At 44.1% G+C, this 23167-nt stretch carries 20 protein-coding genes; 1 reads left to right on the forward strand and 19 read right to left on the reverse strand.

Annotated features, from left to right (window positions below; translation table 11 throughout):
- Positions 1-177 precede the first annotated feature (177 nt).
- Positions 178-2265 (reverse strand): elongation factor G, encoded by a 2088-nt coding sequence (locus B6K08_RS02300; RefSeq protein WP_039211074.1) that lies wholly within the window; start codon positions 2263-2265, stop codon positions 178-180.
- Between the two features lie 294 nt (positions 2266-2559).
- On the opposite strand from B6K08_RS02300, the gene B6K08_RS02305 reads away from it, so the two are divergent.
- A complete protein-coding gene (locus B6K08_RS02305; RefSeq protein ID WP_039211071.1) occupies positions 2560-3837 on the forward strand; it encodes an L-cysteine desulfidase family protein in 1278 nt (425 codons plus the stop codon).
- A 262-nt stretch (positions 3838-4099) separates the two neighbouring features.
- On the opposite strand, the gene fliD is transcribed toward B6K08_RS02305, so the two are convergent.
- The 18 genes from fliD to fapR all read right to left on the reverse strand — a co-directional run bounded on the left by fliD (position 4100) and on the right by fapR (position 23076).
- Complete coding sequence (gene fliD, locus B6K08_RS02310) at positions 4100-4951, reverse strand: flagellar filament capping protein FliD (RefSeq protein ID WP_080325263.1); 852 nt, start codon at positions 4949-4951, stop codon at positions 4100-4102.
- Between the two features lie 126 nt (positions 4952-5077).
- Positions 5078-5470, reverse strand: a complete 393-nt coding sequence (locus B6K08_RS02315; protein WP_200810376.1) for an arsenate reductase family protein — start codon at positions 5468-5470, stop codon at positions 5078-5080.
- 95 nt (positions 5471-5565) lie between these two features.
- Positions 5566-7098, reverse strand: coding sequence for a glutamine-hydrolyzing GMP synthase (gene guaA, locus B6K08_RS02320; RefSeq protein ID WP_039211079.1), 1533 nt, complete (start codon positions 7096-7098; stop codon positions 5566-5568).
- 125 nt (positions 7099-7223) lie between these two features.
- Positions 7224-7712 carry a regulatory protein RecX gene (locus B6K08_RS02325; protein WP_039211064.1) on the reverse strand — a complete coding sequence of 163 codons (489 nt, stop codon included), beginning with the start codon at positions 7710-7712 and terminating at the stop codon, positions 7224-7226.
- Positions 7705-8748 carry a recombinase RecA gene (gene recA / locus B6K08_RS02330; protein WP_027396411.1) on the reverse strand — a complete coding sequence of 348 codons (1044 nt, stop codon included), beginning with the start codon at positions 8746-8748 and terminating at the stop codon, positions 7705-7707. The genes B6K08_RS02325 and recA overlap by 8 nt, the downstream gene beginning before the upstream one ends.
- A 234-nt stretch (positions 8749-8982) precedes the next feature.
- Positions 8983-12186, reverse strand: coding sequence for an efflux RND transporter permease subunit (locus B6K08_RS02335; RefSeq protein WP_039209360.1), 3204 nt, complete (start codon positions 12184-12186; stop codon positions 8983-8985).
- 12 nt (positions 12187-12198) lie between these two features.
- Complete coding sequence (locus B6K08_RS02340; RefSeq protein WP_080325350.1) at positions 12199-13302, reverse strand: efflux RND transporter periplasmic adaptor subunit; 1104 nt, start codon at positions 13300-13302, stop codon at positions 12199-12201.
- 276 nt (positions 13303-13578) lie between these two features.
- On the reverse strand, positions 13579-14388 hold the full coding sequence (locus B6K08_RS02345) for an MBL fold metallo-hydrolase (RefSeq protein WP_039209364.1): 810 nt from the start codon (positions 14386-14388) through the stop codon (positions 13579-13581).
- Positions 14389-14504: 116 nt separating this feature from the next.
- A complete protein-coding gene (rnc, locus tag B6K08_RS02350; RefSeq protein WP_027396408.1) occupies positions 14505-15221 on the reverse strand; it encodes a ribonuclease III in 717 nt (238 codons plus the stop codon).
- An 18-nt stretch (positions 15222-15239) separates the two neighbouring features.
- Positions 15240-16484 (reverse strand): beta-ketoacyl-ACP synthase II, encoded by a 1245-nt coding sequence (fabF, locus tag B6K08_RS02355; RefSeq protein WP_039209367.1) that lies wholly within the window; start codon positions 16482-16484, stop codon positions 15240-15242.
- Positions 16485-16501: 17 nt separating this feature from the next.
- Complete coding sequence (locus tag B6K08_RS02360; RefSeq protein WP_039209369.1) at positions 16502-17446, reverse strand: NAD(P)H-dependent flavin oxidoreductase; 945 nt, start codon at positions 17444-17446, stop codon at positions 16502-16504.
- A gap of 95 nt (positions 17447-17541) precedes the next feature.
- On the reverse strand, positions 17542-17772 hold the full coding sequence (locus B6K08_RS02365; protein ID WP_027396405.1) for an acyl carrier protein: 231 nt from the start codon (positions 17770-17772) through the stop codon (positions 17542-17544).
- 42 nt (positions 17773-17814) lie between these two features.
- Positions 17815-18558, reverse strand: a complete 744-nt coding sequence (gene fabG, locus B6K08_RS02370; protein ID WP_039209372.1) for a 3-oxoacyl-[acyl-carrier-protein] reductase — start codon at positions 18556-18558, stop codon at positions 17815-17817.
- A gap of 1 nt (position 18559) precedes the next feature.
- Positions 18560-19501 carry an ACP S-malonyltransferase gene (fabD, locus tag B6K08_RS02375; RefSeq protein ID WP_039209374.1) on the reverse strand — a complete coding sequence of 314 codons (942 nt, stop codon included), beginning with the start codon at positions 19499-19501 and terminating at the stop codon, positions 18560-18562.
- A 34-nt stretch (positions 19502-19535) separates the two neighbouring features.
- Complete coding sequence (gene fabK / locus B6K08_RS02380) at positions 19536-20483, reverse strand: enoyl-[acyl-carrier-protein] reductase FabK (protein WP_080325264.1); 948 nt, start codon at positions 20481-20483, stop codon at positions 19536-19538.
- Between the two features lies 1 nt (position 20484).
- Positions 20485-21483, reverse strand: coding sequence for a beta-ketoacyl-ACP synthase III (locus tag B6K08_RS02385; RefSeq protein ID WP_039209384.1), 999 nt, complete (start codon positions 21481-21483; stop codon positions 20485-20487).
- Positions 21470-22501: a phosphate acyltransferase PlsX gene (gene plsX, locus B6K08_RS02390; RefSeq protein ID WP_039209378.1), complete on the reverse strand. Its 1032-nt coding sequence runs from the start codon at positions 22499-22501 to the stop codon at positions 21470-21472. Before plsX ends, B6K08_RS02385 begins: the two co-directional genes overlap by 14 nt.
- A 14-nt stretch (positions 22502-22515) precedes the next feature.
- Entirely contained in the window at positions 22516-23076 is a 561-nt protein-coding gene (gene fapR, locus B6K08_RS02395) for a transcription factor FapR (RefSeq protein WP_039209381.1), read from the reverse strand.
- Between the last annotated feature and the right edge of the window lie 91 nt (positions 23077-23167).

Consider the following 23167-nt stretch of genomic DNA (forward strand, 5'->3'; position numbering starts at 1 on the left):
GGCCCCATTGCCAAGCATATAAATATAATACCCTAATAACTGCACTGACAGAAAAAAGCTTCGCCTTACGGCACCAATGGCACCGAGGCGAAGCTTCATTGCTAGTCAGTATCAAGTTATGGGCTTAATATAAACTATTATTTTATTTTTGTCAACACTTTAAACAAAAGATAATTTTTATTCTTCATTATCACTGGCTGCCAGCTTCTCCTGATATGCGGCGATAGCCTTGGACTGTACGTCCTCAGGTGCCTGATCATAGCGGGAAAATTCATAGGAAAAATCGCCCCGCCCACCAGTCATGGAGCGAAGCACCGTACTGTAGCCATAGAGCTCCATCTGCGGAATCTCCGCTTCAATAACCTGCTTGCCATTCATTGGGGTCATGCCCATTACACTGCCCCGACGCTTGTTCAGGTCACCAATAACATCACCTATATAGGAATCAGGCACCGTTACCTTCAGCATTACAAATGGCTCCAAAAGAACTGCTCCTGCCTCCATAATCCCCTTCTTGAAGCACTGCTCTGCAGCAATCTTAAAGGAATTCTCTGAGGAATCAACGGAGTGATAAGAACCATCATAAAGGGTGGCATGAACGCCAACTACAGGATAGCCTGCCAATGGTCCCCGCTCACAGCCTGCGGCAATACCCTTTTCAACAGCAGGGAAGAAATTCTTTGGTACTGCACCGCCTACAACCTCTTCATCAAATACATACGGATCATTGGTACCAGATGGACCAAAGCGCATCTTTACATGACCATACTGGCCGTGTCCACCAGTCTGCTTCTTGTACTTAAACTCCACATCAGAACGCTTCTTTATGGTCTCACGGAAGGCAACCTTTGGTTTCTCTGTCTTAATCTCAGCCTTATACTCATTGAGAAGTCTGGACTGAATAATTTCCAGATGTAAGTCACCCATACCATAAATCAAGGATTGACGGTTGGCATTATCACGTTCAAACTTAAAGGTCTGGTCCTCTGCGGCAATCTTCTGCATTGCCATGGCAATCTTATCCACGTCACCCTTCTTAACCGGCTTCCATCTCATGCAGGTATAAGGTGTCGGCAAATCCATCTTGGCATATACCACTGGATTATTCTTTGTAGACAAGGTATCACCAGTCTTAACCGCCGTCTGCTTGGCCAAAGCGCCCAAATCGCCAGCATGAAGCTCAGGAACCTCTGTAGCCTTGTTGCCCCGCAGTACGTACAGCTTACCAATTTTAAACTCATTGCCGGTACGCACATCATACATTATATCATCGGCCTTAACCACACCAGAGCGAATCTTTATCAAGCTGTAAAAACCAATAAATGGATCCGCGATAGTCTTAAACACAAATGCAGTTTTTGGCTTAAGAATATCAAAGTTTGCCTCAAAAATCTCATTTGTCTGGGCATTAATACCAGACATTTTGCGATTATCAGCGGATGGCATATACTTTACAATGTCGTCCAGCAAAGTATACACACCGCGCTGAGCAATACCAGATCCTGACTCCACAGGAATAATGGAACCATCGGAAATAGCACTTCTTACTGCCGCACGAATCTCTGCCTCTGAGAAAGAGTCACCTGACAAATAACGGTCAAGAAATTCTTCAGATGTTTCTGCAACGGCCTCCATCAATGAATCATTATACTGATTGAGGTAGCTTACGGAATAGTCCGGAACCTCCTCCTCCACGGCCTCTTCACCCTGATAACGGAAGGCCTTTTTCTGAATTACGTTGATATAGCCTGCCAGCTTTTCATCCTCACGCAACGGCATATTGAAAGGTGCAATCTTCTTGCCGAACATAACATTGAGATCATCCAGCACCTGACGATAGGAAACAGAGTCAATATCCATATCTGTAATAAAGAAAATTCTTGGCAGGTGATACTTCTCGCAAAGATCCCACGCACGCTCCGTACCAGCTTCTACACCGGCCTTGCCGGAAACCACAATAATGGCGCCGTCTGCCACGCTCATGGCCTCATTGACCTCGCCCTCAAAGTCAAAGAATCCCGGGGTATCAAGAACATTAATCTTAAAATCATCCCATTCAACAGGAACAACAGAGGTAGATATGGAAATCTGTCTTTTAACTTCTTCCTTGGTACAATCGGAAATAGTGGAACCATCTTCTATCTTGCCCGGTCTTGACACTATACCGCTCAGATAAGCCATTGCTTCAGCCAGGGTTGTCTTTCCGCAGCCACCATGGCCCAGCAAAACCACATTACGAATTTTGTCAGTAGTATAAACCTTCATGTTAACCCCTCCAAATTCTCTTAGAAGCCTCTCTCGATATCTTATTTATGATTCTTTAATTGTTCCCCTGATTATCGAAGCCTCCTCACAAAAAAATCTTATGCTTTTAATATTCTCTAATTATGGTCAAATTCCTCTAATTGGAAATATATTATTAAATTTTAGTCAATAAACTGTGTAAAATTCCCCTTATTTTTTGAATCCAACATCATGCCTACTGCTTAAAAGAGTATTTTTTTACCCATAAATGCGTTATAATTAATACCAAATATAGTACGAGAAGGGTGAACTTACATGGAGAAAACTAGTAAAACCTATCAGGCATATATTGAAATACTCAAGCGGGAGCTGGTGCCGGCCATGGGCTGTACCGAGCCTATTGCCATTGCATATTGCGCTGCCAGGGCCCGTGAAGCGTTGGGAAAGCTGCCGGATAAAATCACAGTAGCTGCCAGCGGAAACATCATAAAGAACGTAAAAAGCGTTATTGTCCCAAATACTGATGGCCGTAAGGGTATTGAAGCCGCCGCTGCAATAGGTGTGCTGGCTGGTGATGCCAATGCCGCTCTGGAAGTAATTGCCCATGTAAAGCCGGAAGAAAAAGAAAAATTGGGAAGCTACATGGAAAACACTGAAATCCATGTAGATGCCGCCCAGTCAGAGCATGTATTGGACATTATTGTTACTGTATGGAGCGGAAGCGATACCGCTGAGGTGCATGTAGTAAATGAACACACCAATATTGTTAAAATTTCCAAAAATGATGCGGTTATATTTGAAAAGGAAATTGTAGATTCCGTTGATACTGGCAAGCCGGATTATGAATGCATGACAATTGAGGATATTTACGATTTTGCCATGACCTGTGACCTTGATGACATAAAAGATACCATTGATCGTCAGATTGCCTACAACACAGCCATTTCCGATGAAGGTCTAAAAAACAACTATGGTGCCAATATTGGAAAAACCCTTCTGAAGTCTTATGGAAACGATGTACATGTCCGTGCCCGTGCCCGGGCCGCCGCTGGCTCCGATGCCCGCATGAACGGCTGTGAAATGCCAGTGGTTATCAACTCTGGAAGTGGCAATCAGGGCATGACTGTTTCCCTTCCAGTTATTGAATATGCCAAGGAACTGGGCAGCTCTCAGGATGAGCTGTACCGTGCCCTTCTGCTGTCCAATCTTGTCACTCTCCACGAAAAAGAGGGTATTGGCCGTCTTTCTGCATACTGCGGAGCCGTAAGTGCCGGAGCTGGTGCAGGGGCAGGCATTGCCTGGCTTTGTACCAAGGATTACAATGCTGTAATCCACACCATCGTCAATGCTCTGGCCATTACCTCCGGTATAGTCTGTGATGGCGCCAAGGCCTCCTGTGCCGCCAAGATTTCCGCAGCCGTGGATGCGGGCATTATGGGATTTGAGATGTTCCGCAACGGACAGGAATTTTATGGTGGCGACGGTCTTGTTCTGAAGGGTGTGGAAAACACCATCAGAAACATCAGCCGCCTAGGCCGCATCGGCATGAAGGAAACGGACAAGGAAATAATCAAAATGATGATTGGACAATAATAGCATATCAATATAACGAGCTTTAAGATGTCCCCTTCCTCTTTAGGTGGGGGAAAACAAACTACAACAGCTGGTGAGCATATCTCCCAGCTCGTTGCGACACGAACGAAGTGAGTTAGTCCTTTAGGGAAACGCTAATTGGAAGATTTTTCTTCTAAAGAAGAAAAATTTGAACAATGGCGTTATAAATTTTGGCATTTTAAAACGGTATCCGGAAAACCCGAATACCGTTTTTATTTTGACATACTCTTTATTTTACATTTTACCAAAGCATATTAAAGAAGTTACCAACATTGGCATAGCCGTTCATACGAAGCATTGCACTGCCGGTATAAACCTGAGCCGTTTTTAGCTCCTTGCCAAAAAGGGACTCAACAGATGGGAACAGCTTATCCTTCTGGGCATTAGCGGCACTGATATGGGACTCTGTCTTCCCTGCCAAGCCATCCTTGCCCATGATACGGGATACCTTATCTGGAGAATTGGTAATGGCATTAGCCAGCTTGTCCTCATCTACGGTAAGACTGCCATCCTTGCCTACACTGATACCAATGCTGTTATAATTTGAAGCACGATAAGAAGTATCAGCAAACATCTCACTTACCCGGCCCATACGCTTGGAAATAGCAGCATTGTCCTTCATAAAGCTAACAGTGTCATTGTAGCTGCTTACGAAGTCCTTTACGTTCTTCAGGGCAGTCTTCAGACCATCGCTCATCTCGGTCTGGGTGCTGGTAGTGGTCTTGCCGTCCTTATCAGTGGTGGTAACATCCTTCGTTGTCAAAGCATCCTTACCTACGTTAAAATCAGTTGATTTCAAAGTTTTTAATGAACTGGAAAGGTCATCCATCTTGGAGCTGAAATCCTCATTGAAATCTTTTCTGGTACTCTCGTAGGAAGAAAGAAGCTCCCGGGCACTTTCCTTTATACCATAAATATCAGCAGCATTGAAACCAACACCGCTACTCTGATTATTGGCATAATTGTTCCACATTGCAGATATAGCGGTATTCTGATTTACAGACTTTTTGCTATTGGAAGATATGCCGTAATTTTGAGCAAACTGGCTGAAACTGTAATTGTTGTTTATCAGTGAATTAATTGTCATAGCCATAAGTCATCCACCTTTCATCCTTGAAAACAAACATATCCTATATGGCAATAATTTAGTATACAAATTCCCTATTGTGATTTTATCATATTTTAGCTTCTTTGTCTATTTTTCAGTCTAACAAAAAAATTATCCTTGTAAACTTCTCTCCAAAGTATCCCAATCAGCTTCCTTAAAACCCACCAGAACCTTATCTTCAGTAATTAAAATAGGCCGTTTTACCAACATACCATCCGTTGCCAATAATTTTAGCTGTTCTTCCTCGCTCATAGAAGGCAGCTTATCCTTCAGCTGCATTTCCCTATATATCATGCCACTGGTATTAAAGAATCTCTTTAATGGCAGTCCACTCTTCTCATGCCATGTCTTAAGCTCCTCATAGGTAGGATTGTTAGTAGCAATATTTCTTTCAGTATATTGCATTTTATGTTCCTCCAACCACTTCCTTGCCTTCTGACAGGTGGTACATTTTGGATAACATATAAACAGCATGTTAATAGCCCCCTTTACATCAGTACACATTTCTACTCCATCCTATTCTATTTTCACCACATCAATCCCTTCTGCCACGAAAAAATCCCGCAAGAATTTCATTACAATTCTTGCGGGATTTTATTTTACTCAAACTCAATAGTAGCAGGTGGTTTGCTGGTGCAATCGTACATTACACGGTTTACACCCTTTACCTCGTTTACTATTCTGTTTGTTACCTTATGAAGCACCTCCCATGGAATCTGGGCGCTTTCGGCGGTCATAAAGTCACTGGTCATTACAGCTCTAAGGGCAATAGCATAATCGTAAGTTCTGAAGTCACCCATTACACCTACAGAGCGCATATTGGTGAGTGCTGCAAAGTACTGACCCAGGTTCTTGTCCACCCCGGCCTTGGCAATTTCCTCACGATAAATTGCGTCAGCATCCTGAACGATTTTAACCTTCTCAGCAGTTACCTCGCCAATAATACGAATACCAAGGCCAGGACCTGGGAACGGCTGACGATTTACCAGATATTCCGGAATCTCCAGCTCACGGCCTGCCTTTCTTACCTCGTCCTTGAACAACAAACGAAGTGGCTCCACAATTTCCTTAAAGTCTACATAATCTGGCAAGCCACCCACATTATGATGGGATTTTATAACGGCAGATTTTCCAAGGCCACTCTCAATTACATCCGGGTAAATAGTACCCTGTACCAGGAAGTCCACTGCACCAATTTTCTTGGCCTCTTCTTCAAATACCCGAATAAACTCCTCACCGATAATCTTACGCTTTGCCTCTGGCTCTGTCACGCCCTTCAGCTTTTCATAGAAGCGCTCCTGGGCATTTACTCTAATAAAGTTCAAATCATAAGGACCATCTGGGCCAAAGACAGCCTCCACCTGATCCCCTTCATCCTTACGGAGAAGGCCGTGGTCAACGAATACACAGGTAAGCTGCTTGCCAATAGCCTTAGAAAGAAGAACAGCTGCCACAGAGGAATCTACGCCACCGGAGAGAGCACACAGTGCCTTGCCGCTACCGATCTTCTCCTTCAGCTGCTTAATAGTAGTTGCCACAAAGGAATCCATGCGCCAGTCACCGGCACATTCACAAACCTTGTAGACAAAGTTACTGAGCATCTTGGAGCCTTCAACGGAATGAAGGACCTCTGGATGGAACTGTACAGCATAAATCTTACGCTTTTCATCCTCCATACCAGCTACAGGGCATACAGGAGTATCAGCGGTAATCTCAAAGCCCTCAGGAGCCTTGGAAATATAATCGGTATGACTCATCCAACAGATAGTCTTGCTGGAAACGCCATCAAATAATTTTGAAGAAGAACTCTTGATAGCAACCTCTGTCTTGCCATACTCACTAACAGGGGCGGTGTCCACCTTGCCTCCAAGAAGATGGGCAATGAGCTGGGAACCATAGCAAATACCCAGAACAGGCACACCCAATTCAAATATTTCAGTGCTAATGGTAGCAGACTCAGGTTTATATACGCTGTTTGGACCGCCAGTAAAAATAATGCCTTTAGGGTTCATTTCCTTAATCTTCCCGATGCTTAAAGTATTAGGGTGAACCTCACAGTATACATTACATTCACGAACACGACGGGCAATCAGCTGATTATACTGACCACCAAAATCCAATACCAGTATCATTTCGTTTGCCAAGAGCTTTAGCCTCCTTCAATTTTAGTCTAGAACATTATACCCCAGTTATACAAATTTTTCCATCCTAAATGGAAAAATAAAGGAGACTGCCTAAGGCAATCCCCTAAAAATCGTTATTCATCTTCCTCAGGCCACTCCTGGCGATAATCATCAATGGCATCTCTGGCAGCACTGTAGTCAAATCCCTTGCCATACATATACTGCTGCATTTTCCGCAAATCTGCCCCAGGCTTAAATCTGCTCCTTACTACTCTGCCTGCCTTTTCAAGCTCCCTAGTATATATGTCATCAGGAACACAGGAACGGACCAGACTACTGTCATAACCCTTTTGCATCAGCTTTGCGCAAATCTGCTTCACACTATAGCTGGAGGACTCATACAGGTATTCAAAGCGCCTTCTGCAGCCCGCCTCGTCATCTATATAGTGCTTGCCCTGAAGCCACTCTATAGTCTCCTTAATCTCGTCCTCACTGTATTCCTTTCTTGTGAGCTTTTCCGTAAGCCGTCTTACGCTTTGATCACTTCTGGAGAGTAAATCCACCGCCTTGGCCTTTGCCGATGGCTTAGGGCTATTTTTGCCACGGGAGGTTTTATTAATCATCACTGCCAGCCTTAGACTTCTTGCTTGGTGAAGTCAGCTTCTGCAAAACAGCTTCATCCTTCAGCATTTCATGAACCTTACCTTCTATTTCCTCAAAGAGCTCTGGCTGATTTCTCAAAATCTCCTTAACAGTGTCCTTACCCTGACCCAGGCGAGTATCATTGTAAGAATACCAAGAGCCGCTCTTCTGGAGGATTTCCAAATCAGCTGCGATATCTATAAGGCTGCTTTCACGGGACACACCTTCACCATACATAATATCAAACTCAGCAACCTTAAACGGTGGAGCCACCTTATTCTTTACAACCTTGACTCTGGTTCTGTTCCCCAATACATTGGTTCCCTGCTTGACAGTATCATATTTTCGTACATCAAGACGAACAGAGGCATAGAATTTCAATGCACGACCACCAGTGGTAACCTCAGGATTACCATACATAACGCCGACCTTCTCACGAATCTGGTTAATGAATATAGCCGTAGTACGGGACTTGCTGATAACACCTGTAAGTTTGCGCATAGCCTGACTCATAAGACGAGCTAAAAGTCCCACATGGGCATCACCCATTTCGCCTTCTATTTCAGCCTTTGGTACCAAAGCCGCTACGGAATCCACTACAATAATGTCAATGGCACCACTGCGAACAAGGGCTTCAGCAATCTCCAGGGCCTGCTCACCGGTATCCGGCTGGGAAATCAACAGGTTATCAATATCTACCCCCAGCTTCTTGGCATATACAGGATCTAACGCATGCTCCGCATCAATAAATGCCGCAATACCACCATTTTTCTGTGCCTCGGCAATCATGTGCAAAGTAACTGTGGTTTTACCAGATGATTCCGGACCATAAATCTCAATGATACGTCCACGAGGAATACCGCCTACACCTAAGGCTATATCTAACGGTAGGATACCTGTAGGAATAACCTCCACGTTCATGTTGTTGGCAGCATCGCCAAGACGCATAATAGCACCCTTACCGTAATCCTTTTCAATCTGCTTCAACGCACTTTTTAACGCTTCTTCCTTCTCCATTAATATTAAACTCCCTTCTATATTAACATGATTATTTTTTAGAATATGTATTCGATATTTTCATATCACTGTTATGTATTATACCAAACAAAAGTTTTTAATACAATACCCATTGTTGAGTTGGTATAATTATTGACCATCTGTTTATTATATTTATATTATATCTCTTTTTAATTAAAAAATGAAGCCGTTTATTGAAAACAGCTTCATTTTTATTAATAGGCAATTATGAAATTATACAAACTTCTTGTCATGTTCCTTCTTGTGTTTTTTATTCCAGCCCACCATATCAGCAAAACGAACAGTTATGATGTAAAAAGCCGGAATAATGAATATACCGATAAAGGTGGCAAACAGCATACCACCAACTACAGCCACACCCATACCATTACGGGCTGCTGCACCGGCGCCGGAAGCAATTGCCAGTGGCAAGCATCCGATAATGAACGCAAAAGAAGTCATGAGAATCGGACGAAGTCGAAGGCCGGCTGCCTCAATGGCGGCCTTCAATGGATTCATTCCCATATCTGCACGGGCCTTGGCGAACTCTACAATCAGAATTGCATTCTTGGCCGACAAACCGATAAGCATGATAACACCAATCTGCATATATACACTGTTCTGAAGACCGGAATTAGGGCCCACGGTCAAGGTTTCCACAAGGCTCATGAACAGCTCTGAGAACAGGGCACCAAATATACCTACTGGTACACAAAGAATAACGGCAAATGGTACACTCCAGCTTTCATAGAGAGCTGCCAGACAAAGGAATACAAAGACAAGGGCCAAAGCCAATACTTTACCGGTAGAATCGCCACTCTTGATTTCCTCACGGGCCTGACCGGACCACTCAATATGGTAACCGTTAGGAGCAACTTCATTTACAATTTCTTCCATTGCAGCAATAGCCTGACCAGATGAGTAACCACTGGCGGCATTACCCTGGAAGGATACAGCCTTGGAAGCATTGAAACGATGTACAATAGAAGGGGCTGTACTCATTCTTGGAGTAAGCAATGACTCCAAAGGAATCATCTCGCCAGAGCTGTTGCGGACAAACATAAAGCGCATGTCATCAGCAGCAGTACGATATGCCTTATCCGCCTGCAGCATAACCTTGTAGCTTCGGCCGAATTCATTAAAGTCATTTATCTGATTACCGCCATAAAATACCTGCATTGTATTAAAGATATCAGACAGCTTAACCCCAAGGCTCTTAGCTTTATCACGGTCAATATCATACTGTACTATAGGAGAATTTACCTTAAAGGTTGAACGGACACCCTGCAGCTCAGGCCGCTTATTTGCAGCAGCCACGATTTGCTGAGAAACCTCATTTAATTCTTCATCGGTGTGACCAGACAAATCCTGAAGCTCCATCTGCCAACCACCTACGTTACCAAGACCTGGCAACGCCGGCATATTGAATGCTACAACCTGGGCCTCTGGGGCAACCTTAGCACCTACAGCAAAGGTTTTTCCAATAAGAGCATTAATGGACAAATCAGGTGTGGTTCGTTCATCCCAATTTTTCAAGCCGACGAACATAGTTCCGGCATTTGATTTAGTACCAAAGGAGAAAATATCAAAACCAGTGATGGCAATAACATTTTCAATACCATCCATTCCCTTTACCGCAGTGGATACATTATCCATTGTAATGGATGTCTGATTTATAGATGTACCCTCTGGCAGGGATACGGAAATTGCATAATACCCCTGGTCCTCGTCCGGAACGAAGGTACTAGGCACAATCTTATAAAGCAGTCCAGTAAGACCCGTTATAATAACTATGAGTATTACCGCATACTTGGCATTTCCAATGAACCAGCCAACTACACCCTGGTAGCTGATGCGAATTTCATTGAACTTGTCATTAAACTTTTTAAAGAATCTGTCTAATACACTGCTATCCCTTTCCTGCTTGGCATCATAATCCACTGGTTTAAGGATCATGGCACATAAGGCCGGTGTAAGAGTCAGCGCCACAAAGGCCGACAAGGCCATAGAAATTGCAATGGTCAAGGCGAACTGACGATACAGTACACCCATCATACCACCCAAGAAAGCAACTGGTATGAATACGGCAGCCAATACAAAGGCAATGGCAACTACCGGCCCCTGTACCTCATCCATGGCTCGTTCCGTAGCATCAATAGGGGTAAGACCTGTACTCATGTGATGCTCTACGTTCTCGATAACTACGATAGCATCATCAACTACCAGACCTATGGCCAATACCATAGCAAACAGGGTCAGAGTATTAATGGAGAAGCCCAAAATAATAAAGGCAATAAAGGTACCAATAAGAGATACCGGAACAGCCAACAATGGAATCAAGGTTGCACGCCAGTTCTGAAGGAAGATAAATACAACCAATACTACCAGTAAGAGAGCCTCTACGAAGGTTTCAACTACTTCCTTGATGGAGGAACCGATAAATTCTGTCGTATCTACGATATACTGCAGCTTTAAATCAGGAGGGAAGGATTTTTCCGCCTCTTCCAAAATCTCACGTACTTCGGCTACAGTAGTCATGGTATTAGCATCTTCTGTCAGCTGTATACCAAAAGCTACTGTATTAGGAGCACCATTCATTTTGGAGAAAACCGCATACTGCTTGGCACCCTTTTCTACCCGGGCCACATCCTTCAGATGCACCATGGAACCATTCTTATCCCTCTTGATTACGATATTGCCGAATTCTTCAGAAGTAACCAATCTACCGTCAATTTTACCGGTAAACTGCTTTTCCTGTTGGTCACGGATTGGCAAAGCACCTACGGTACCAGCAGGAGCCTGAAGATTCTGCTCATTAATCGCATCGGTGATATCGCTTACAGTTATATTCAGCTCTGCCAAACGATCCGGATTCAACCAAATACGCAGGGCATGGTCAGCTCCAAAGGCCTGTACTGAGCCTACACCGTCAACTCGTTTGATTCTATCAATCAGATAAATATCTGAATAGTTTTTAATCCAGGTACTGTCAAAGGTTCCTTCCGGAGATACCAGAGCCGCCATAAGGGCCATGGTATTTGAAGATTTAGATGTTACAACACCTACTGTTTTTACAGTATCTGGCAACGTAGGATTTGCAACAGCTACAGCATTCTGTACCTTAACTGCGTCCATGTCACCATCAGTACCCAACTCAAATACAACAGATAAGGAGTAGTAACCAGAGTCAGAAGCATTGGAATTCATGTAATCCATACCCTGAACACCGTTAACCTGTTGCTCAATAATCTGGGCAACAGTTTCATTTACTACCTTGGCATTTGCACCAGTATATGTTGTACTTACAGATATGGTTGGCGGTGCAATCTGCGGATATTGGGCAATAGGAAGCTGAAAAGCAGAAATTAAACCACCAATAACAATAATAAGGGATATAACTATCGCAAATATTGGTCTATGTATGAAAAATTTAGACACCAGTCTACCCCCTTATTCGTGCTTTTCAACAAATGAGAAGCCCATGTCATCTGCAGAAACCGTAGTAACTGCCATCTCTACGCCCTCAGTAAGATTTGTAAGTCCCTCAACCACAACCTGCTCGCTGCCGTTGAGACCACTCTTAATTACATAATAACTTCCTACACTTTCGCCAAGTTCTACAGGAACAACAACGGATTTATTGCCTTCTCCAACAACTATAACAAAGGATTTACCCAAAAGCTGCTGTACGGAACGCTGAGGAACCAAAATGGCATCCTTGATGGTATCACCCACCAGACGGGCACGGGCAAACATGCCTGGAATCAGGACTCCATTGGAATTATCGAACTGCGCCTTGAGCATAAGGGAAGATGTGCTGCCCTCCATAGCGCGGTCAACAGCCACAACATTACCAAGGCCTGGATATTCCTTGCCATCAGAAAGAACAATGCGAACATTTTTAGTTGGCAGAGCCTGACCAGGAACTACAGAATTATCAACATATTTAAGGTACTCAGCCTCGCTGACACTGAACTGCACCATCATAGGATTGCTGGTGCCAATAGTAACCAGGGCTGTAGTACCGGCAGAAGCATAAGTACCTACTGCCACATCATCAACAGATAGCTTTCCGCTCATTGGAGCATAAACTACTGTATCATCAAGATTCTGCTGTGCTGTCTGCACCAGTGCTTCCATAGCGGAAACATTTGCTGCAAGGGCATTCACCTGGGCCTGCTGATTGGTCAGAACCTGCTCAGAAATAGCCTCAGCGGCAAAAAGCTGCTGATCTCTGGCCAAATCAACTTTAGCATTATTAAGATTTGCCTGAGCCTGGGCGAGATTAGCCTGAGCATTCAAAAGAGCAGCCTGATATGTTCTGGAATCAATTCTGTACAAAGCCTGACCGGCCTGAACCTGGTCACCACCCTTAATGTACTTTTCCACAATAGTACCGGAAACCTTGGAAGTCACCTTAGTGGTGTCCTTGCCAATAATAGTGCCCGGATATTCCAGAGTAACAGGTGTATCACGCTTAATAACATTCATCGCCTTAACCTGAGGTGCTCCCCCACCCTGCCGCTGGCCAGCCATCTGTGACATAAGGAACATGTAGCCGCCTATAACTGCTGCAATAACAGCAACGACACATATTACAATACCTTTTTTAGATAACAAGTCATATTCCTCCTCATATAAATAATAAAAAACTTGTGTAACAATATTAAATAAAACAAACTTCCGCTATAATATGCTACAGCAGAAGAAAAACATTGTCAACGCAAACTAGGTACGAACTATACGCTTTTATATAACTCGTACCTAGTCTTACTAGCCTATTATATGTTTTTTCAGAATGTATACGGTTAGAATAAGATTAAATTTTGATTAGAATTCGATAATTTCAAGATCATCAGGAACAAAAACATTGCCATCAAAATACTGCTTTGCTTCTGCCGTATATGCAGCTTTGCGAGTATCTATTGTCTTGTCCTCAGTATGATAGAGAATCAGGTTTTTAACTTCAAGGCTCTTGGCCAGTTCAGCAGCCTCCTTGCAGGTGCTGTGATGTTTCTCATAAGGCTTGAAGATCTCCCTGTCCTCATATTTACAGAAGGCCTCTGAAAGCATCCAATCAGAGCCCTTTGCATATTCCTCACAGCCTTCACTAAATGGCTCATCTCCCAGACAGGTCATCATAAGATTATCCTCCTTAAACTGGAGTTGATAGCCAAACTGCTTTGCCTTGGTGGAATAAATATCGAATACATTAATATCAAAATTAGGAAGCTCAATAACCTGACCATCCCAGATCTCATGAATAATAATATCATCACCAATGTGTTCAAAATCCTTGCGCTTCAGCATCATTTCACACATGCTGAGAAGGATGTCCTTCACCTCATCATGGCAATAAACATGAAACTCACCATCATATTTACTGCTGTTCATCAATGAAGCAATCTTTCTGATAACCCAAACTGCTCCCATAATATGATCAGTATGGGCATGAGTAATATACATGTGGTGAAGCTTATTATAGTCCGCCCCTGCCATCTCCAGCTGGCGAAGTATTCCGTTACCGCCACCAGCATCAGTCAAAAACAGCTGCCCATCTGACGTCTCAATCAGAAAACAGGTGTTAAATACCTTGGTAACCATGGCATTACCAGTACCTAAAAAAATAAGCTTCCTCATATTATTACCTCCCATAATGCAATATATTAGAATAATCGCTCATATAGAAATATTTAACCGTGTTCTCTTACCTCTAATAATAAAGGACTGTTGCCAATAACGCAACAGTCCTTTAATTATTTATTCATTTTTTCTAGAGCCTGCTTGGCAGCCTGCTGTTCGGCGGCCTTTTTGCTTGGGCCGGTTCCAATTCCTAAAACTTCATCATTAAGCCTTACTTCAAATTTAAACACTTTGGCGTGATCGGGACCATCTGAGCCAATCATGCAGTAGGAGATTTTATTTTCTCCATGTCGCTGAACCAGCTCCTGAAGCATCGTTTTATAATCCTTCACTGTGGATACGCCATTTTCCACCTGTTCAAGGTGTTCCTCCAACTGACGGATGACGTAGGCCTGGGCACAAGCCCATCCCTGGTCCATATAAATTGCCCCAATTACTGCTTCAAAGGCATCCTCCAAAATAGAAGCCCGTTTGCGGCCACCGGAGCTTTGTTCTCCGTGACCCAAAAGCAGATAATCACCCAGATTAAGCTCAGCTGCACGACTGGAAAGACTTGCCTCACAAACGACAGCTGCTCTGGATTTAGTAAGATCTCCCTCAGGAAGTTCTGGGAAATGTTTAAAAAGATAGGTGCTGATAGCAAGCTCCAGCACCGCATCTCCTAAAAACTCCAAGCGTTCATTATGCTCTACACGAATGCGAGACTCATTTGCATAAGAGGTGTGGGTAAGGGCCTGATGAAGCCAGCCGATGTGCCTAAAGCGCACACCCAGCTGACCTGCCAGTCCTTCCAAGCGCCTCCTGCGTTCTGCAGTCACACGCTCAACCATAATAAATCACTCAACTTCTTACTTAGAATATTTTTTTAATACAATACAAGCGTTATGTCCGCCAAAGCCAAGATTATTGGACAATGCAGCGCGAACAGTCTTTGCCTTTGCCTTGTTAGGTACATAATCGAGATCCAAGCCCTCATCTGGAGTCTCATAATTGATGGTAGGTGGAAGCATATCATTTTCTACAGACAAAGCAGTAGCAATACACTCAATTCCACCGGCAGCACCAAGAAGGTGACCAGTCATGGACTTAATGGAGCTTACGGAAACATCCTTTGCATGCTCGCCCCAAACAGCCTTAATAGCCTGGGTTTCAGTCTCATCATTTAAATGAGTGGAAGTACCATGAGCATTGATGTAATCAACCTCAGCTGCCTCCAAGCCTGCATCAGCAAGAGCCTTAGCCATGCACTTTGCAGCCACTTCACCGTTAGGAGCTGGAGAAGTGATATGATAAGCATCATTGTTGGAAGCATAGCCCACAATCTCAGCATAGATATGAGCACCACGCTTTTCAGCATGCTCAAGGGTCTCCAGTACTACAATACCAGCGCCCTCACCCATGATGAAACCGCTGCGGTTAGCATCAAATGGTCTGGAAGCATGTGCTGGATCATCATTGTGGTCACTACACAGTGCCTTCATGGAGCAGAAACCTGCTACAGCTGCCTCAGAAATACTTGCCTCAGTACCACCAGCTACCATAACATCTGCCTCGCCACGCTGAAGAACGCGGAAAGCATCACCAATGTTATTAGTACCAGTTGCACAAGCAGTTACAACGCAGCTGCTTGGGCCGCGTAAACCCAAAGCTATGGAAACATGACCAGAGGCCATGTTGGCAATCATCATTGGAATAAAAAACGGACTAATCTTGCTAGGTCCCTTTTCGAACAATTTCTGATACTGCCCATGCATGGTTTCGATACCACCAATACCACTACCTACGAAGGTACCGATACGGTCGCAATCCTCAGCCTCAAGATCGAGCTTTGCATCCTCTACAGCCATCTTTGCTGCAGCAACTGCAAACTGGGCATAGCGGTCAATGCGCTTAGCCTCTTTCTTATCCATGTAATCAGCTGGATCAAAATCTTTTACCTCGCCGGCAATCTGAGACTTGTACTCAGATGCATCAAAACGAGTAATTTTATCAATTCCGTTTTTGCCTTCCAGCAGGGACTTCCAAAATACATCCTTGCCAGTACCAACAGGGCTGATTACGCCAAGGCCGGTAATTACAACGCGATTAGACAAAATTAACACCTCACAATTCAATTAATAGCAGCAAGTTCTGCCTTAAGCTGCTGGAAAATTTCTTCTACAGTCAATATCTTATCTATAGTCGGTAAATATTCACCAGTAAACACAAGACCTGTCTCAACATCACCCTGCTGAGCACGGCTAAGAGCCCTGATAATGCAGAAGTTATGCTTACAAGCCTTAAGACAGTTATCGCATTGGGTTGGCGGTACAGGGCCCTCCATGATTCTTGCAGCCCATGGATTTCTAACTGCACGGCCTGGCAAGCCTACTGGACTGTGAATAACCACTACATCCTCTGGCTTTGCCTTTAAATAATATTCTTTCAAGGCTGGGGCACTGTTGGCCTCAACACTGGCAGCAAAGCGGGAGCCCATCTGGACACCACTTACGCCCATTTTTATTAAATCAGCAATATCCTGGCCATGGAGAACACCACCTGCAGCAATTACAGGGATATCAACGGCGTCAACGATATCTGGAATGATAGCCTTGATAGACTGGTCAGTTCCCAGATGACCGCCTGCCTCCTTGCCTTCAACTATAATAGCTGCGGCGCCAAGACGCTGAGAAATTTTCGCTAATTTTACTGATGATACAATTGGAACAACTGGAGTTCCGGATTTCTGGCCAAGGCCAAATATATCACGGGAAAAACCTGCACCAGCAACAACCAGGTCAATACCTTCATCAATAGCAGTGTTTACAATCTCTGCAAATTTCTTTGCAGCAAACATGATATTGATACCGATAATACCCTTTGACAGTGCACGGGCCATCCTAATTTCATAACGAAGCTCATCATTGGTCATGCCAGATGCAGCAATCAGGCCGATACCGCCTTGATTAGCAACGGCTGCAGCCAGTCTGCCTGTAGATAAGCGTATCGCCATGCCGCCTTGAATAATTGGCATCTTTGCAATTTTATCGCCAATTTTAAGTTCAGGAAGCTTCAAAATTACTCCTCCATTCATGGGGCGGTACTTACCTTCTTTAGAAAATCCCGCGAAGTAACTTCACGGGACTTTCTTAAAGGTAAGACGCAAAAAGCTTATTTGTTCTGGTCAATGAAAGTTACAACGTCCTGAACGGTCTTAATCTTTTCAGCTGCGCTATCTGGAATTTCGATGCCGAACTCCTCCTCAAAAGCCATGATGAGCTCAACAATATCAAGAGAATCAGCGCCTAAATCATCGATAAAAGTGGACTCGATTGCAACATCATCAGCATCTACACTTAACTGATCAACAACGATATCTCTTACTTTCTCAAAAGTAGACATGTATGGTTCACCTCCTCAAACAAGTTTCATCTATAGACTATGTTACATAACCATGCCGCCATCAACATTGATGACCTGGCCAGTAACATAAGATGCATTATCAGACACCAGGAACAGAACTGCATTGGCAACGTCCTCCGGTGTACCAACTCTGCCCAGTGGAATACCGGCTACCATAGCCTCACGAACATTCTCTGGAAGAACGGAGGTCATGTCGGTATCTATATAGCCTGGTGCTACCATATTTACGGTAATACCACGTGAAGCAAGCTCCTTTGCCATGGTCTTGGAAAAACCAATAACACCAGCTTTGGCTGCAGAATAGTTCGCCTGACCGGCATTACCAGTAAGGCCAACTACAGAAGCCATATTTACAATGCGGCCTGCCCGCTTCTTCATCATGAGCTTGGAAACAGCCTTGGTACAGTAGAATACACCCTTAAGGTTAGTATTAATAACAGCATCCCAATCCTCTTCCTTCATTCTCATGAGAAGGCCATCACGGGTAATACCGGCATTATTTACAAGAATATCAATGCCACCGAATGTATCAACTACTTCCTTAATCATAGCATCAACGGACTCGCCGTTGGATACATCGGCCTGTACAATCATAGCCTTGCCGCCAGCTGCTTCAATAATGGACTTAACCTCTTCAGCAGCCTTTGCGTTGCCTGCATAATTAATAGCAACAGCAGCACCCTCAGATGCAAGCTTGATTGCAATGGCACGGCCAATACCGCGGGAACCGCCCGTAACAAGGGCAGACTTTCCATCTAAAAGCATATTAGCGAACCTCCTTGAAATAGTCAAGCGTTTTTTCTAGGGACTCAACATCTTCAACATTAAGGCTCTTAATGGCCTTATCGATTCTACGATTGAAGCCACAGAGGGTCTTGCCAGGGCCTGCCTCTAGGAGAGTATCAGCACCAAATGCCTGCATCTGGGCTACGCAATCCTCCCAAAGAACCGGACTTGCAGCCTGGGCTACCAAAGCTGTCTTAATCTCATCAGCATTGGTAAGAATATGAGCATTAACATTTGCTACTACAGGAATCTTGGCATCAGACATGGTAACCTTATCAAGCTCTACAGCCAGCTTCTCAGCTGCTGGCTTCATAAGTGTGCTGTGGAATGGAGCACTTACTGGCAAAATAACGGCCTTCTTGGCACCAGCTGCCTTCAGCTCCTCAACAGCCTTCTCTACGCCTAAGGTTGCACCAGCAATAACGGTCTGACCAGGGCAGTTCAGATTAACAGCCTGTACAGGGCTCTCAGCGTTGATAGCCTCACAGATTTCAATAATCTTGTCACGATCTACGCCAATAATAGCAGCCATGCCGCCTTCACCTACTGGAACAGCCTCCTGCATGAACTCGCCACGCTTATGTACCAAAGCAACAGCATCCTGAAACTTCAGTACACCAGCGGCAACCAAAGCGGAATACTCACCTAAAGAATGACCGCCAGTAATATCAGGCTGAACACCATTTTCCTTCAGAATCTCATTGGCAATACAGCTAATGGTAAGAATTGCTGGCTGAGTATTTGCAGTCAGCTTCAAATCTTCCTCAGGCCCCTCGAAGCACATCTTCATTATGGAATATCCAAGTGCCTCATCAGCCTCTTTAAAGAGCTTCTTTGCCACATCGTAGTGATCATAGAAGTCCTTACCCATACCAACCTTCTGTGCGCCCTGTCCAGGGAAAACAAAAGCAAGTTTACTCATTTTATATTCTCCATACTATTATATTATCACATTATTATTTTGAAAAAGCCACAACTCTGTCTCTTACTGCTCCAAGACCAGAAACAAGTTCTTCCATAATAACAGCAACTGGCTTAATTTCGTCCAGCATACCAGAAATCTGGCCGATCATAACAGAACCATTTTCAACATCGCCCTTATGGGTTGCCAGGTTCAGACGGCCAGCGCCAAACTTCTCCAGCTCCTCCACAGGAGTCTGCTTAGCCTCAAGCTCCGCGTACTCACGGGTCATCTTATTACTGATTACGCGTACAGGATGACCAGTGGAACGACCAGTAACAACAGTGGAACGTTCCTTTGCCTTCAGCACAAGATTCTTGTAGTTTTCATGAGCAATACACTCCTCAGATACTACAAAACGGGTACCCATCTGAACGCCAGAAGCACCAAGAGCAATCGCTGCTGTAATTCCACGGGAATCACCAATACCACCAGCTGCAATAACTGGTACATCAACAGCATCTACTACCTGTGGAACCAAAGCCATAGTGGTAATATCACCGATGTGACCACCAGACTCAGTACCCTCGGCAATAACTGCATCAACTCCAGAACGAACCAAACGCTTGGCAAGTGCGACAGATGCAACTACCGGAATAACCTTGGTACCAACCTCTTTAAGAGCTGGCAAATATTCAGCAGGGTTGCCCGCACCAGTTGTTACAACAGCTACACGCTCGTCCACAACTACCTGCATAACCTCCTTAACAAAAGGAGACATGAGCATTATATTTACACCGAATGGCTTGTCAGTCCATTTCTTGGCCTTCTGAATCTCTGCTCTCAAAATATCCGGAGGCATGTGACCTGCGCCAATAATACCAAGACCGCCTGCATTGGATACTGCGGATGCCAGCTCTGCTGTACCAATCCATGCCATGCCGCCCTGAAAAATAGGGTACTTGATATTCAATAACTTACAAATTGGATTTTCCTCAAACATGTTAATCCTCCTTAGACCATCTGATTATGCATGATGCCCAGGTCAGGCCAGCGCCAAAACCAGACAGTGCTATTATATCGCCTTTTTTAAAGCGCTTCTCAGCAGCAGCTTCGGCCAATGCTATTGGAATGCAAGCCGCTGACATATTTCCATATTTCTGAACAGTTAATATCACCTTATCCATAGGCATTGCCAATCTTTTGGCTGCGGACTGAATAATTCTGATATTAGCTTGATGAGGTACCAGCCAATCAATCTGCTCCTGTGGCATATCAATCTTTTCCAGGGAATGCTTCACAGTATTGCCCATAGCCTTAACGGCAAACTTAAAGACTTCCTTGCCATTCATGTGAATCAGATTAAGTCGCTGATCTATTGTTTCCTTGCTGACAGGTAAACGGCTGCCACTGGAAGGAATCTGAATTGCATCCCCGCCGGAGCCATCACTGCCCAGATCAAAGCTAAGAATACCATAACCATCCTCAACTTGTCCCAGGACTGCCGCACCTGCTCCATCACCGAAAAGTACACATGTGTTGCGGTCTTCCCAGTTAATATACTTGGAAAGGGTTTCCGCACCAACAACCAAAGCCTTTTTATAGGCACCAGTCTCGATAAACTGAGCTGCTACACTAAGTCCATAGGCAAAGCCGGAGCAAGCTGCTGATAAATCAAAGGCTGCTGCTTTCTTGGCACCTAAACGTGTCTGGAGCATACAAGCCGTGGACGGAATAATTCTATCGGATGTAAGAGTGCATACAATAATAAGATCAAGCTCCTCCGGAGACACTCCGGCATCGGCCAAGGCCTGTTCTGCTGCCTTCATGGACAAATCAGAGGTTGCCTCATCATCGGCTGCTATGCGACGCTCCTTAATACCAGTGCGTTCCGTAATCCACTCATCACTTGTATCTACAATTTTTGATAAATCATCATTAGTTAAAATTTTCTCTGGAACATAAAAGCCTGTTCCCAAGATGCCTGCATTATTTTTCTTCATTGTTGTCATCCGCCAGCATCTCCTCCTTCTCTATGCTATCTCTAATGCGGTCAACCACATTATTTTTAACATATTCGTTGGCAACGTTAATTGCACTGCAAATTGACTTTGCATCGGAAGAACCATGGCATATTATACAGCAGCCATTAACACCAAGTAAAGGTGCGCCACCATACTCTGTAACATCAAGTCGTTTTCCCAGCTTTTTAAGTGCAGGCATAACAAGCACCGCACCAAGCTTGGCAAAAATACCACCATTTTTAATGGCATCCTTAATCAAATCCAATAATGTTACTGCCAAACCCTCAGCAAATTTTAACACAATATTTCCAACAAATCCATCGCAAATTACAACATCTGCCATTCCCGTAGGAATATCGCGTCCTTCAACATTTCCGATGAAATTTATGGAATTCATGCCCTTAAGCATTGGGTATGTAGTCTGGACTTTTTTATTTCCCTTGGTTTCCTCTTCACCTACGTTGAGAAGACCAACCTTAGGATTATCTATACCATATACATACTGACTATAAATGGAACCCATAAGAGCCATCTCTGTAAGGTCCTTTGGTTTACTGTCAACGATTGCCCCAGAATCCAAGAGGAGAACAAGCCCATCCTTTGTAGGAAGCGGAGTAGCTATAGACGGCTTATCCACGCCCTTAATAGTACGAAGAAACAGGGTAGCTGCTGTAGTTGCAGCACCAGTACTGCCAGCTGACAGTACTCCGTCACATTCACCAGTTTTTACCAGCTTAGTTGCCACCACCAGACTGGAGTCCTTCTTTTTTCTGACAGCCTCCACAGGATGCTCTCCCATTTCAATAACCTCAGTGGTATGGTGAATAGTCAATCTATCGAGATTCTGTGCATTATTTGCCTTTATCTCAGCTTCTATTTTCTCCCGGTCGCCTACCAGGACTATTTCACAGTCATATTTTTTAACGGCCTCAATTGCCCCCATGACTATCTGCTTTGGAGCGTAATCACCGCCCATTGCATCTACTGCAAGTTTCAATTTTGAGCCTCCTATTAACTCTCAGTCAACGAAACCACAATGAATTTTGCCCGAAAAACTTCTTCCCTGTCATTTCTGGTCTTGACCCAGACAAAGAATTTATTGCTGCGCTGACGAATAATTTCCGCTTTGGCCACAAGCATCTCCCCCAGCTTAACAGGGACCTTATGCTTGATGTTAGCCACACCGGTCAACGCCATTGGTGCGTTAATTACAGCCACAGCCAATGAACTGGCTTGGGCAAAGATATAATGCCCCTTGGCAATCTGGTTCTTGGAAAACACCATATCCTCAGTAATCTTCAAAAGAGATATACCGGAACGTCCGGGCTGAAGATCTATGAGTTCACCTACCAGATCATCCTTTTCAATAGTGGTTACTTTTTCACGAGCCTCTTCTGCTACCCTGCGGATGCGCTCACGCACCTCAGGAATGCCCAGCTCCATACGGTCCAGCCTTATAGTCTGGATACTTACCTCTAAAAGCTTGGCCAATTCTTCATCTGTGAGAAAAGGTTTTTCGCTGACCTGACGCATTAAGAGTGTATGTCTTTCTTTCTTTTTTACCCGCGCCATTGTACTCACCTTTAAAACAACATAACCATCATATCACAAAAATCATTTCATTCCAAACAATACAAATTGTCAGGTTAACAAATGAATTAAT

The sequence above is a fragment of the Anaerovibrio lipolyticus DSM 3074 genome, from assembly GCF_900141865.1.
Classification (GTDB): domain Bacteria; phylum Bacillota; class Negativicutes; order Selenomonadales; family Selenomonadaceae; genus Anaerovibrio; species Anaerovibrio lipolyticus.

Coding starts and splice junctions, on each gene's coding strand:
- B6K08_RS02300 (WP_039211074.1), bottom strand. CDS start 2,265: ATGAAGGTTTATACTACTGACAAAATTCGTAATGTGGTTTTGCTGGGC.
- B6K08_RS02305 (WP_039211071.1), top strand. CDS start 2,560: ATGGAGAAAACTAGTAAAACCTATCAGGCATATATTGAAATACTCAAG.
- fliD (WP_080325263.1), bottom strand. CDS start 4,951: ATGGCTATGACAATTAATTCACTGATAAACAACAATTACAGTTTCAGC.
- B6K08_RS02315 (WP_200810376.1), bottom strand. CDS start 5,470: ATGTGTACTGATGTAAAGGGGGCTATTAACATGCTGTTTATATGTTAT.
- guaA (WP_039211079.1), bottom strand. CDS start 7,098: ATGATACTGGTATTGGATTTTGGTGGTCAGTATAATCAGCTGATTGCC.
- B6K08_RS02325 (WP_039211064.1), bottom strand. CDS start 7,712: ATGATTAATAAAACCTCCCGTGGCAAAAATAGCCCTAAGCCATCGGCA.
- recA (WP_027396411.1), bottom strand. CDS start 8,748: ATGGAGAAGGAAGAAGCGTTAAAAAGTGCGTTGAAGCAGATTGAAAAG.
- B6K08_RS02340 (WP_080325350.1), bottom strand. CDS start 13,302: ATGTTCCTTATGTCACAGATGGCTGGCCAGCGGCAGGGTGGGGGAGCA.
- B6K08_RS02345 (WP_039209364.1), bottom strand. CDS start 14,388: ATGAGGAAGCTTATTTTTTTAGGTACTGGTAATGCCATGGTTACCAAG.
- rnc (WP_027396408.1), bottom strand. CDS start 15,221: ATGGTTGAGCGTGTGACTGCAGAACGCAGGAGGCGCTTGGAAGGACTG.
- B6K08_RS02365 (WP_027396405.1), bottom strand. CDS start 17,772: ATGTCTACTTTTGAGAAAGTAAGAGATATCGTTGTTGATCAGTTAAGT.
- fabG (WP_039209372.1), bottom strand. CDS start 18,558: ATGCTTTTAGATGGAAAGTCTGCCCTTGTTACGGGCGGTTCCCGCGGT.
- fabD (WP_039209374.1), bottom strand. CDS start 19,501: ATGAGTAAACTTGCTTTTGTTTTCCCTGGACAGGGCGCACAGAAGGTT.
- fabK (WP_080325264.1), bottom strand. CDS start 20,483: ATGTTTGAGGAAAATCCAATTTGTAAGTTATTGAATATCAAGTACCCT.
- B6K08_RS02385 (WP_039209384.1), bottom strand. CDS start 21,483: ATGAAGAAAAATAATGCAGGCATCTTGGGAACAGGCTTTTATGTTCCA.
- fapR (WP_039209381.1), bottom strand. CDS start 23,076: ATGGCGCGGGTAAAAAAGAAAGAAAGACATACACTCTTAATGCGTCAG.